Genomic DNA, 13,091 nt, shown 5'->3' with positions numbered 1-13,091 from the left:
TTCTATTGTGCATTCAATTTGACACCATGCCAGGCTCCATTTTTCTTGGCAATTCCATACATACTTACAGCAACGGCTGTAGGCTGAAGAAAATCAAATTTATAACTTGTAACGGCTATACCTGTTCCTGTTCCTCCGCCAAATGTATAAGTAAATTGTGGAGTAGCAACCCCCCAATTAAAGATTCTCTCAATAACATCCTGATTATCTTCAATCTGACTGAAATCATAATATTGAATATAGGTTTGCTCATAAGAATCAACTACGAAAGCCACTCTGCTCAGTTTTTTATTTTGCCCTTCCAGGAATTTATTAGCCTGTTTCCATGCAGCTTCCCAAAACAATTTATTCAACTGTTCTTCAGAAAGCCCCGAAAGATTTGTTGTAAACTGAATAACAGCATCAACTGTTGCATTCTTGGAGAAAGGAAAAGTAGGCATAGTAGCCGGTCCTACGTTAACATAATCTGTATTATTGGCTGCTTTATACATTTTTCCGTCTAACCAATATACTTCTCTTGGTGTATTATTGGAAGCATACGTTAATGAATGTGAAAACTTCCATGAGATGGAATTAATACCAATCCCTAATTTCTCTGCATTCTCTTTTCTCCATAAGCCTGTCCATCCTTTATACTGGTGTTTTACTTTACATCCTACAGCATAAACAAGGTATAAATTTTGTGAATAGAACTTTACTTTAACCCTTCTTTTGCTTTCATACTTGTCATAAGTAGTCCATGTTTTTCCGAAAACATTTCCTAACCATGGTTTTCTCACTTCACCGATAGGTAAATTCTGAACGATAGTTGCAATCGAAGGTTCCTGTGGTTGTGGAGTCGTCGTAGGAGGGTTTCTGAAACCGCCACCACCTGTTCTCGTACCGCCAGTGCTACCACTGCCACTTCCGCTGTCACCGCCTCTGAATCCTCCATCGCCGCTGCCTCTAAATCCGCCGCCACTAGCACCGCTTCTTCTGTCAACAGGAGAGGCAAAATAACTGATGGTATTATCAGTATTAGGTAAGGTAACCAATTCACCACTTGGCTGATCTGTGATAAATTTTTCTCTTACAGAAGCCTCTGTAGGAATCAGAAGATCGGGAGAAATCCTTCTTACTTCAAGATAATTTTGCAGTCTGGAATAATTCTGCTCTGTGGTAACAAACATCCCGGCATCTGTATATTTATAGATTTTGTCTGCAATTTGTATTTCTGCGCTACCGTTAAGCATAGAAGCATACACTTCATCACCTACAACTTCCTCCAAATCATCAAGATCATCATAAATATCTTCATCGGAAACAGGAGAAACGGATTCGCCTCTCATCAACATAGATGAATTTTTTTGTAAGGATCCGATTTTTCTGGATTTTAATTCTGAGATAACCTGGTTTTCGTTTTTATCTGTAATAATAGGAACTAGAGATTCAATTCCTTTTTCTTCCATAAAATGCTGAACCGTCTCAAGGTCTTTCTTTTTAAGATCCTCATAGCTTGCATTTAATGATTCTTTGTTTGGAAAATAAAGTCGCCCGTTTTTTACAGTCGCTTGTTCAATGACATGGGCTTTGTCAGTTGAAGTTTCCAGTTCTTCACGGCAAGAAAAGGTAATAGTTAATAAACTAAAAACGGCTATTTTTAGTAATTTTGAGTTGTTCATTTGTTTCAAAATAATTTTTATCTCATTTGTATCTGAACCACAAATAAAGATAGACTATTGAATTTTTATTATTAGTAATATAAGGGTAGCCTGTATTTTTTGGCAGATAATTACCAGACCCGAAATTATCTGCTTTCGTTTCTAAGAGCTTCATGGTTTTTTTTTGGCCTATTTAAGACTGAAATAATGAGTTTTACTGTCCTTAAATAAATATTAGTTTTTTTTCCCTTTACAAAAATGTCTGTCCAGAAATATATGGAGTAATGTAATAAAAACGTCGATGGTTCTGTGCTTTTTCAATGCAGGTAGGTTTTAGTTTTTTTTATTAACACACTAAAAAGTGTCATATTGTATGATTGCAAATGTATAAAAATATTTTTTTAAAATGAGAATAACTTAGGGGAAAAAATATGACATTTATCCATTATTTTATCTTCTTCATAGGAAATGACTGTTGAGCCATTTTCCCGCTCATCATGCCGGAAATCTTAGCAAATAAAGAATCTTTACTCACTTTTTTATAGGTAATAATTTGTGGAAAATCGTTCTGTTGATTTTCAAATACAAGAGAAGTTGAGTTGGAAGCAGCTGTTGAAACAAAGTCGACAGGCTGCCCATGATGCTGACCCTTGACAGATACAATATAATGGAGCTTTTTATCTTTTTCCACCAGTTGTACCGATTCAAATAGGATGGTATCTTTTTTATTCAGGTAATAGCTTTTGCCCTGAAATTCGGTTTTACTTTTTGGGGTCCATGTTTCATACAGTTTGCCTTTCGGAGTCTGGGTTTCCCAGGTTCCCAGAAGCCATTTCAGTTTCTTGATTTCACTCTGTTGCTGAGCCCAGCTGCCTATAATGATGATCCCCATTAGAGCAGCAATTAGTTTTGTTTTCATTGTTGTTTATTTTATCACAACAAAATTCACGATAAATCGAAAATGAAAATTGTAAAAATGCGACATCAGGAATTGGTTCCGTAAAATAAGGTAGACATTTGTAGGTTGTCACCGTAAAACTCTTTAGGAGTAAGGCCTGTAAATTCTTTAAAATCTTTGATAAAATGAGCCTGGTCATAATACTCTGATTCATGAGCCAGAGCCGTAAGGGTAGTATACTCTTTATTCAGAAGGAGTTTAATGATTCTTTGAAGTCGTATCGTTTTAGAAAGTTGTTTGGGGCTGAGACCTACAGCAGAAGAGAATTTTCTTTCCAGTCGTCTGCGGTTGATGTTTATCTGTTCAGAAAGTTGATGTACAGGTATTGATCCGTCTGCATGTAAAAGCAAATCAATGGTGGACTGTACAATTCTGTCTATTGTTTCCGGATTAAGTCTTTTATATAAAAAAGTTTCTACTGACTCTATTTTTTGTTCAATAGTCTTAGCCTGAACAACTTTTTTCTCCAGTTCAGTTCCCTCAGTTCCGTAAAGTTTTTCCAGAGAAACTGCTCTATCATCCATTTCTTTGATCGGAAGAGTGGCAAAGGGGATAAATCCGTCATAATGAAATCTCACAGAAAAAATACCGGTAATTCCTGTAGGTTCTATCTTAAGAGGTTCGGTTAACTGTCCGAAAACACAACTTCTGGGTTGTAAAACAGCTTTTCCGTTGATGTATTGATTGTAGAGATCTCCATAATGAAAAATCATTTCCATACAGCCGTCGGGAACAATAGTTTGGGTTTGCTGAATATCTTCTCCGGGATGATCTAACGTCCAGTAGCATTTTATAAAAGGAGTTAGGTCTGCAGCAGGGGGAAATGTTTGATAATCCATTATATTCAATATTCTGATTCTATAAAATTATTAAATTAAAAATGAACCTGCTTCAAAAAGGTCATCCGAATCCACTGGAAAAAGCTGTCCACATGAAATTCCCTATCTTTGAAAATCCAATGTTTCTGGCATTAATCAATATTATCATAGATGAAATTTTTATTAGACTTTTTATTCCGTGCTTTACAGCTTTTTACAGAACCTTATTTCTTATTATTTCTTGCAGCGGTTATGATCTATCTGCTGAGAAGAAAAAATATACGTAAAAACCTAAGAACAGGAATTACTATATCAGTCATTTTAATCACCATTTTTATAGGAAATGGTTTTCTGGGTAAGATCACTTCCGGATATCTGCAGAAGGAATACATCAATAGTGCTGAGATGAAAGTTACAGGAGCTCAGAATCCCGTTATTGTGGTACTAGGCGGCGGAGTTGTAGACATTGAGAATACAGAGAAACTGCATACAATGTCTTATTCCAGACTTGTTACAGCTTATCAATTGTATCATGAATTCAGGAAAAACAATCAGCCTTGTACGATATTAATTTCCGGAAAAGGAAGAGGACATATCAGTGAAGCGGAATTATTCAGTGAAAACTTTAAAAAAATGGGGGTGCCGGCTGCTGATATTATTAAAGAAGATAAAAGTATGAATACCTATACTAATGCCAAATATTCCAACGAGATTCTTAAACGAATGCCTCCTTCGAATATATACCTGGTTACTTCAGGTTTTCATATGAAGAGGTCTGTTGCTTTGTTTCAGACATTTGGATTAAAACCTGTTCCGCAGGTATCAGATTTTATAGATACCGAAATAACCCTGTTTCCTAACAGCTATAATGCTGCATTCACATTTGTCATGCTTAAAGAAATTCTGGGAATAGGTCAAGTGAAATTATATAATTTATTAGGAATCAATAAATAGGATAAGGTTATTCCAGAAGTTATCCTATATAAAACCGGACACTACAAGTAATTTGAGTGTCCGGTTTTTGATTTCTGAAATGTTACTCAGATGGCTTTGATCATTTTGCTTTCTTCAGTGAGATGATAGTTTGTAAAACGACGGAAGCTATAATAAATACCAATCCGATATAAAAAGAAAGATTGACTTCTTTGCTTTCTCCGAAAAATAAAAACGCCATCATAATAGCATAAACCGGCTCCAGATTATACGTTAAGTTGACTGTGAAGGCCGGAATATACTTTAAAACCTCTGCAAAAGCCACATACAAGCCTACTGTGCAAAAAAACGATAAGAGCCCCAAATAAGCCGTGTCTTTTAATCCGGGAACTATGCTATCTGCCTGAAAATAGAGGAGATATACGGGCAAAAGTGCTCCCCAACATAAAGTCCCGGCAACCATTTGATAATAGTTGATGACTTTGGTATCAAAATGCTGTACCAGACGCTTGTTGTAGATGGTATAAAGCGCTCCTACAGCAGAGGAAAATACTCCTAAAGTAATGCCAAGCTGATAAGAAGTATCAAAGTGAAAAATTAAGCTGATTCCCGCAAGTGTCAATGTACTTAGTAATAACTCAGAAACTTTGAATTTCTCGTTATCCAATAGTGGTTTAAAAACCGCCGTGAAAAAGCTGGTCAGACAATAACACACAACACCGATGGAAATGTTAGCATATTTTATACTCGCATAAAAAAGAAGCCAGTGCAAGGTGAGGAGCAACCCTGCCCTGGATATCTGTATTTTATCTTTAAAAGAAACAGTATACCGAATTCCCAGCAGGTGTAAAATAAAGAATAAAATAATAGCAGAGAATAAAAGTCTGTACCAGACCAGCAAGCCTTCATTTAAAGTGATTAGTTTCCCGAATACGCCTGTGAAGCCGGCCAGAATTACGGCCAGATGCAATAATAAATATGATTTTTTCATTAGAAAATGAACTGTTTGTAAAAGATTTTAAATTATTTAATGAGAATTTGAAGCAATACAGAACATGCGGATAATTTTTTATCAGCTTGAATACTTCAAATTAAAATTTGAGAATATTAAAATCTTGGAGGAGGCAAACAGCTTGCGTGGTTCATATGTATATATTGAAGTTCAAAAATAAAGAAATATTTTTAGACTTACATGTGAAATACATTAAACTTATGTCCATCAGGATCAGCAAAAACAAATCCATAATAATGGTCTCCAAAACTTTCAGGCTCTGAAACAATTTTTCCCCCGGCATTTTTTACTTCTTCGGCCCATTGATCTGCCTGATCTTTGGATTCGGCGGAAAGGGTGAATATAATTTCATTGCTATCCTGAGGATTATTAAAGGTTAACATCTTCAGGTTGTTTTCAATGACACTTTTCAGAAAAAAATGAATGATAAATTCATTTCCGGCGACGAAGAAGCTTACTAATTCTTTAGAAGTATGAGCACCATTGGGCTTGAATCCCAATTCTGTATAAAATTTCTGTGTGCGGTCCAGATCGGCTACAGCCAGGTTGGCCCAGATCATTTTTGGTTTCATAATATTTTATTTTTGGTGAGATAAAATTACGATCTTTCTTCACAATGAAGCTTGTCATGAGGCAAGATTTTGTATTTTTAACGGGATATAAATACTATGGAAGAGATTCTTCAGCAGTTGGATAGTCATATTCAAAGACTGCGACCTGATTTTTATAAAAGTTTACTGGAGCCTTTGCAAGAAGAAGAAATTCAAGGTATTGAAAACCAGTATTGTACTCAAATTCCTGACGACCTGAAAACTTTTTACCAATGGAAAAACGGGCAGGCGAGTAGCTGTTATGATGCTTTCCTCAACAATTCCATGTTTATTCCTTTAAAAGAGGCGTTGGAATTGGCAAAAGAACTAACTTCAATGATAGGCACTGATTTCGAAATTGAAAACTGGTGGAATGAGAACTGGATCCCCATATTTCACAATGGAGGAGGAAGTTATATCTGCTATGATCTGAAAGGAATTTTTACCGGAAATAAGGGACAAATCCTTGAATTTTGGAACCGGGATCCTGATAGGAATGTAATTGCAGGCAGTCTTAAACATCTTTTAAATTCCTTAAATGCTTATTATACAAGTCAATACAATGAAGAATTAAATGAGTTTATCAGTATTGAAGCTCATGGAAATGGTTTTCCGAAGAAATTTATTGTTGAGTAATTTAACATAATATATTTGTTACATTTCAAATTAAAAACATACATAAAGATATCATGAACGAGAATATTGCGTATAAAATCAATCGGTTAGGCGGAAATACAGACGGTGTAAGTTCCGACAAAAATTTTGTCGAAAACTGGCAAGCCATAGAGTTTAATCATTATTTATATGACAAAGACTGGGATGTCTATGGGATTGATGCATTTTATGAACGTCATCAAGATTTATATAAGGCTGATTCTGAAAAATTCTACACAGATTTGCTTGAGCATTATTTTTCAGATCATGACTTTGCCTATGGTCAATATTTTTTCCGAAACTGGATGTTTACGCCGTTTAAAGAAAATACAGAAGATTATAATGAATTAGACGGGCTTGTAGATGAAGATCAGGTAAAAAAAATCGTACAGGGCACAGAAATGGATTTTATCTGCATTTTTTATTCTTATGGATATCCGGATCATTTTTTTGTGTGTACAACAGATCCTGATCAATCGAATCCAACGGTATACGGTACAGACCATGAAGTATATTTTGACGAGATCGAAAGTAAAGGCAATCTGGAAACATTTCTGGACAGGTTTATGACCAAAGAGGAGTTCCGAAAAGTCGTTACAGAATATCTGGAAGGAAAATTAGAGAAATAACGGATTCTCAGACGATAGACCACCATTCCAGCAATATTTTATTTTGCCTATAATTTATATTATGTTAAATTGAATATATTTGTAGATTTACACTTATTAATTAATCCGACCACTGATAACCTATAAATCTATAAATTAAATTCAGATAGTACGATTGTTTTATTTCCGGGGATTTATGAAATGCTGGACAAAATTAAAAAAGCCCAAAAGAATGTTGCAATTGTAAGCAGTAAAAAAACAGACGTGCTGAAAAAGAATTGCAGACAATTGAAAATTGATCACTTTATTGATGTATTTATAGGGTCAGATCTTGTACAGCTGCATAAACCTGCTCCTGAGGGATTGCATGTAGCTTTGAAGCTCATGAATAACGATGATTTGGCTAAAGTAATTTACATCGGGGATGCTACGGTAGATATTATGATGGGTACAAGTGCCGGAGTAAAAACCTGTGCGGTCTTATGGGGTGCACATTCTGAAGAAGAACTAATGAGCTCCGATCCTACTTATATTGCATCTGATGTTCACACTTTAGACAATATACTTGGTCTTACTCATTAAAAGTCCAGACCATTTTTTATCAAAGTAACCCTTCCCTTCTTCAATAAACACAATTTGAAGAAGGGAATCGTTATTTTTAGCTTAAATACTTTTCTATAGAATTATTCAGAATTTGTTTTACATTTTTTGTCAGATTCTGGTAACTGTAAAAACCATATACAGCATCAAACTCCAGATCCTCCAGACGTTTTTTAATTCTTTTTATTTCCGCCACCGGTAATGGTATTCTGTTGGGATAACTGTACATGATGGCAAAGTGCTTTAAATTGGGAGAAAGATACATGGTATCACCACTAAGTAGGGTGCCTTTTTCAGACATGCTTTTATGGAGTAAAATACTGCTACCTGCAAAATGACCTCCGATATTTACAATTTTAATATCATCCCACAGTGGCATTTCGTCTCCTTCCCAAAGCTTAATCCGATTTCCTTTTTCACTGATGTACTGCTCATCATTTTTATGAATATAGAGAGAACACTTGAATTCTTCTGCCCAGTCATTCATATTGCTGTAGTAATGAGGATGTGAAATGGCTATGGCCTGTAGTCCTCCTTTTTCATTAATAAAATCAATCACATGCTGATCGAGCAAAGGAACACAGTCCCAAAGGATATTACCGCTTTTTGAAATAACCAGAAAGGCCCTCTGTCCTATGGCAAATCCGGGCGTAATAGTAATCTCATAAAGGTGATCATTTAGTTTTACAATATTTGTAGTATGGGTAGTAAGAAGCCGATCATGGGTCGTCCACGTTTGTCCGGTAACCGGAATATACTGTCTTTCTTCATTACAGATAGCACATAATTCTTCATTATAATGTTCCGGAAATTGAGTTCCACACGCTGTACATAATTTTTTCATAGGAGTTGAAAGTTTATCAGGGTTTTTCATAAACAATATAACAGAACTGCCACTATAGCCAAAGCTGAGCTTTTATAAATGTTATTCTGTCCATAATATTACGGTATTATTTTTCTGTAAAATTGGACAGAACTTCCCGATTATGAAATGGATAAAACTTCCTGAATATTGGACTTTTAAGAAATTATATATTTTCTTTTTTAAAATCCGAAGGATTCTGAAGGCTATTGGCTGTAAAAAACCTTGTAAAATAAGCATGATCTTCAAAACCTAAATAATAAGCAATCTCCTTTATTGACAAATCGGTATAGATCAACATTCTTTTGGCTTCCAAAAGAATTCTTTCTTTTATTAGCTCCTGAGCGGTTTTATGGCTGATCAGTTTACAAATGGTAGAGAGTGTTTTGTTACTTATATTTAATTTTTCAGCATAGAAACTTACAGTATGTTGTTGGGTAAAGTGACGTTCAAGATGTTCCTGAAATTGTTTAAATCTTAAAAAACGATGATCCGTACTATCTCCAATGCTAAAGTTTTTCTTTTTAATCTGATAAATTTTAAGCAAAAAAGATTTGAGTAAATTCAATATAATATGGGCTGAAAAAGCATTCCCATTTCCAGACTGTTTATACATCAAGTCAAAAAAATCGGTGATTTCCATTTTTTCTTCCTTATTGAGATTAATTACAGGCAGTACATCTATATCATCAAAAACACTATACTTCAATAAAAACTTTGAATGAGAATCTTCATGTATAAAAAAGTTATCGTTAAATTTGATAACTCCTCCACTGCTAGGTGTTTCTTTGTAAATTCTATGCACATTTTTAGGATGTAACAGGAAAAGACAAGGCCCAGAAAATTCATAGTTTTTAAAATCTATTGTATGTACACCCCTGCCCTCTTCTATCCAGATGATTTCATGATAAGTATGCTGATGACTGTCTATACGATTTAGATTGTTCATTTCATCCTGATAATAGGAAATATAAAAATTTTCAATAGTATCAGTTTTAAAACTCTCTTTTTCGTTATAAACTGTAATTTGCTTTTGAGTTTTCATAAAGATCTGTATTGTTTTTTTATATTTTTTTATTTGATTAAATGTATAAAAATTGTATTGATTCTTTATGTTTTTAATCTAAAAACATACGTGATGAAGGCCTGAATACCCGTTTCATAAGCAGCCATCGTTGGAAATCTGAGTAATCTGTAGGGAAAATTTGTAAACGTCTGAACAAGATATACACATAGTATTTGTCATAAACAAGCTTACATTATATCAGACATTTTTACTCTCTTATCAATTCAAGGAAAGGAGCCAATACTACAACTCCTACCCTTGTATTTGTTTCGCCTGTTATCCGGTTTTTTCACAGGGTTTTACTTCTGGGTAAACCTATCTCATGCTCCTGTGGATAAGGTTTTCTAAAGGTCATGCTTACATCCTCTTTAATTTGCCGGTGGATATCATATTGTTTGTCTTTATCATACGCATAGCGTGGATCAGGAATCATCGGCATTTTTGCCATCTTATGAATCGTTATGGTTGGGAAATGGAAATCAACTTCTACCGTTCCCAATAGCAGATAGCAGCCACCTCCCTGGAAATCATAATTTTTCAGACTATCCGGAAAATGTGCAGTATCGAAATAATCACCATTCACATCAATCCAGGTTCCGAAGTACATCGTTCCTTTTTTGGTAGGAACATGCTTTCTTGCAATAAGATAGGCCAACATTTTTACCTGTTTTTTATGATACTGCAACAAGTCTTTTACGAAAATTGAACCTCTGTATTTCGTTTGCAGTAAATCAAAAGGGCTGCACGAAACCGGAAAACCAATCAGTTCGATTTCATCAAAAGCATCTTCAAACGGTTCTCTTTTCAATTGAGGAAGTTTGAATTCCTGAACAGGTTCCTCAATCAGCATAAGCCCTCTTTGTTCAGGTTTAAAATTCACCAATAACAACCGTGCTTCAACCAGCAATTCGTTTTTAGGTTTCCCTGTAAAACGGAATGCACCAATAAAGATCAATATCTGAATCGTTTCAATTCCTACAGGAATACGACGGATAAAATCTTCCAGCGATTTATATTCTCCATCTTTTTCACGGTTTTCAACAATCCCATGGGCTACTCTTTTTTCAAGCCCTTCCAGAAGCATCAGCCCCAGATAAATATCTGTTCCTCTCAATGTTGTCTGATATTCACTGGCATTAACGCATGGCGCCTGAATAGTTCCTCCCGACATTTTTGCTTCATGAATGTAAACTTCTGTGCGATAAAAACCTCCCTGATTATTGATCACAGAAACCATAAACTCCAATGGATAATATACTTTCAGGTAAAGACTTTGATAACTTTCTACGGCATAAGAAGCCGAATGCGCTTTACAGAAAGAATATCCGGCAAATGACTCAATTTGTCTGTAGGCTTCAGTAGTAAGTACTTCCGAATGTCCCTTTTCTATACATTTTTCAAAAAAATTGGCTTTTACCTCCTGGAGTTTTTGGATGGACCTGCCTTTTCCACTCATCGCCCTTCGTAAAATATCTCCATCAGCCAGAGATAACCCTCCAAAATACTGAGCAATTTTCAGAACGTCCTCCTGATATACCATAATCCCGTACGTTTCCTTCAGGTGTTCTTCAAATATGGGATGAAAATACTCAAATTTGTCAGGATTATTGTGCCTGAATATGTATTCACGCATCATTCCGCTTTGTGCAACTCCAGGCCTGATAATTGAGGAAGCAGCCACCAGTATTCTGTAATTATCACATTTTAATCTTTTTAAAAGTCCCCTCATTGCCGGAGATTCTATGTAAAAACATCCGATAGTTTTTCCTATGGCCAGATATTCGCTGGCTTTCTGCTCATCTTTGGAAATCCTGGTGTCCCAGATATCAATATCAATTCCCCTTGTTTTTTTTATCAGGTCTACTGTATCTTTAATGGTTCCAAGCCCTCGTTGAGACAGAATATCAAGTTTTTCCATTTTGATGTCTTCCGCCACATTCATATCAAACTGAGCAATCGGAAACCCTTTAGGCGGCATTTCTAATGCGGTGTAATGGGTAATGGGTTCTTCCGAAATAAGGATGCCACAGGCATGCATACTTCTCTGGTTAGGAAATTTTTCCAATAACTTACCATATTTCTCGACTAGTTTTACCACAGAATTTGAATCATGTCTTTCTGCTGATTTGCTTGTCAGGTCATCCAATTCTTCTTTAGGCAAGCCAAAAACCTTTCCAACTTCCCTGAAAATTGACTTGTATTTAAATTCAACATTCGTTCCACAAAAAGCCACATGGTCTTTCCCATATTTGTTGAAAATGTACTCCAATATAGTATCTCTGTGCTGCCAGCTCCAGTCGATATCGAAATCCGGAGGTACCTGGCGGTTAAGATTGAGAAACCGTTCAAAATAAAGATCAAGTTCCAGAGGGCAGATGTCTGTAATCCCCAGACAGTAACTGACAATGGAATTGGCACCACTTCCTCGTCCTACATGCATAAATCCCATACTGCTGCTGTAAAGGATAATGTCCCATGTGATCAGAAAATGGGCACAGAAGTTGAGCTCATCAATAACCTGCAGTTCTTTTTCAACTCTTTCTTTTGCGATGGTATGATCTTTTCCGTAGCGTTTTTTCAATCCCAGAAAAGCCAGTCTTCTAAGAAGCTTTACATCAGATTCTTTGGATTTTGTATAGTATTGTTTGTTTTTTACTTTTTTAAAATCAAATTCAAAGCTACTTTGTTCAAGAATATTCCTTGTATTTTCAATAATCTGAAGATACCTTTCAAATGCTTTTATAATATGTTGTTCGGAAATAAAATATTCAGATCTACGGCAAACTTCTGTTTTAGTGAGTTTGGAAAGTAATGTGTTATGATCAATAGCCCGGAGAATTTTATGCAATTCATATTCTTCATCAGTACTAAAAGTAATGGGATGGAGAACGACCATTTTAGAAATATACTTTTCATATTCGGGACGTATCAGAAAGTTTAATTCGTCTGCTCTTACTCCTATAAACTCATTATCTTTCAGCTCTGAAGGAATATTTCTCATCGGATAAACAATAAATACGTCTTTCAGTTCAGGAGCCGTTTCACAAAGTTCTTTACCATCGCAGTTATGATCTGTAATGACTTTATTGATCTCGCCAATCCCTGAAAACTTTCTGGCTATAGCTACATAAAGAAGTTTCCCATCTTTTCTGATTTCAACACCGGGAATAGGTTTTATCCCCTTATCTTCACATTCTTTTTTAAATTCATAAATTCCCGTGACGGTGTTGATATCGGTAAGAACAAGTTCTGTAATGCCCAAAGTAAGAGCTTGTGCTACCAATTCTTTTATAGATAGCGTTCCATAACGAAGACTGTGGTAAGAATGGCAATTGAGAAACATACTGTAT

Annotated in this window: 12 protein-coding genes; 4 read left to right on the top strand and 8 right to left on the bottom strand. The window is 35.4% G+C overall.

Annotation, left to right across the window (positions count from 1 at the left end; all coding sequences use genetic code 11):
- Positions 1-2: 2 nt before the first annotated feature.
- From C1631_RS02560 to C1631_RS02550, 3 genes are all read right to left on the bottom strand, one after another.
- On the bottom strand, positions 3-1,661 hold the full coding sequence (locus C1631_RS02560; protein WP_109710246.1) for a hypothetical protein: 1,659 nt from the start codon (positions 1,659-1,661) through the stop codon (positions 3-5).
- 424 nt (positions 1,662-2,085) lie between these two features.
- On the bottom strand, positions 2,086-2,559 hold the full coding sequence (locus tag C1631_RS02555) for a DUF6265 family protein (protein WP_109710244.1): 474 nt from the start codon (positions 2,557-2,559) through the stop codon (positions 2,086-2,088).
- Positions 2,560-2,624: 65 nt separating this feature from the next.
- Entirely contained in the window at positions 2,625-3,437 is an 813-nt protein-coding gene (locus C1631_RS02550; protein ID WP_109710243.1) for a helix-turn-helix domain-containing protein, read from the bottom strand.
- A 150-nt stretch (positions 3,438-3,587) separates the two neighbouring features.
- Between C1631_RS02550 and C1631_RS02545 the strand changes: the two genes are divergently transcribed.
- Positions 3,588-4,370, top strand: coding sequence for a YdcF family protein (locus C1631_RS02545; protein ID WP_109710241.1), 783 nt, complete (start codon positions 3,588-3,590; stop codon positions 4,368-4,370).
- Between the two features lie 100 nt (positions 4,371-4,470).
- Here the strand turns inward: C1631_RS02545 and C1631_RS02540 are convergent, their stop codons facing one another.
- Entirely contained in the window at positions 4,471-5,340 is an 870-nt protein-coding gene (locus tag C1631_RS02540) for a DMT family transporter (protein ID WP_109710240.1), read from the bottom strand.
- A 197-nt stretch (positions 5,341-5,537) separates the two neighbouring features.
- Entirely contained in the window at positions 5,538-5,933 is a 396-nt protein-coding gene (locus C1631_RS02535; protein ID WP_109710238.1) for a VOC family protein, read from the bottom strand.
- Positions 5,934-6,029: 96 nt separating this feature from the next.
- Between C1631_RS02535 and C1631_RS02530 the strand changes: the two genes are divergently transcribed.
- From C1631_RS02530 to C1631_RS02520, 3 genes are all read left to right on the top strand, one after another.
- Positions 6,030-6,587, top strand: a complete 558-nt coding sequence (locus C1631_RS02530; protein ID WP_109710236.1) for an SMI1/KNR4 family protein — start codon at positions 6,030-6,032, stop codon at positions 6,585-6,587.
- Positions 6,588-6,640: 53 nt separating this feature from the next.
- Positions 6,641-7,234: a hypothetical protein gene (locus C1631_RS02525; protein ID WP_103249935.1), complete on the top strand. Its 594-nt coding sequence runs from the start codon at positions 6,641-6,643 to the stop codon at positions 7,232-7,234.
- Positions 7,235-7,360: 126 nt separating this feature from the next.
- Positions 7,361-7,795 carry an HAD family hydrolase gene (locus tag C1631_RS02520; protein WP_228441091.1) on the top strand — a complete coding sequence of 145 codons (435 nt, stop codon included), beginning with the start codon at positions 7,361-7,363 and terminating at the stop codon, positions 7,793-7,795.
- 76 nt (positions 7,796-7,871) lie between these two features.
- Here the strand turns inward: C1631_RS02520 and C1631_RS02515 are convergent, their stop codons facing one another.
- The 3 genes from C1631_RS02515 to C1631_RS02505 form a co-directional block, all read right to left on the bottom strand.
- Complete coding sequence (locus tag C1631_RS02515) at positions 7,872-8,657, bottom strand: MBL fold metallo-hydrolase (protein ID WP_123966570.1); 786 nt, start codon at positions 8,655-8,657, stop codon at positions 7,872-7,874.
- Between the two features lie 184 nt (positions 8,658-8,841).
- The gene (locus C1631_RS02510) at positions 8,842-9,720 is read right to left on the bottom strand and encodes a helix-turn-helix domain-containing protein (RefSeq protein ID WP_109710230.1); all 879 of its coding nucleotides are present in this window, start codon (positions 9,718-9,720) and stop codon (positions 8,842-8,844) included.
- A gap of 310 nt (positions 9,721-10,030) precedes the next feature.
- The gene (locus C1631_RS02505; RefSeq protein WP_109710228.1) at positions 10,031-13,084 is read right to left on the bottom strand and encodes a DNA polymerase III subunit alpha; all 3,054 of its coding nucleotides are present in this window, start codon (positions 13,082-13,084) and stop codon (positions 10,031-10,033) included.
- Positions 13,085-13,091 lie beyond the last annotated feature (7 nt).

The sequence above is a fragment of the Chryseobacterium phosphatilyticum genome (assembly GCF_002899825.2).
Taxonomy (GTDB): domain Bacteria; phylum Bacteroidota; class Bacteroidia; order Flavobacteriales; family Weeksellaceae; genus Chryseobacterium; species Chryseobacterium phosphatilyticum.
Note: the sequence above shows the minus strand (reverse complement) of the source record. Positions and strands in the feature narration are given on the sequence as shown.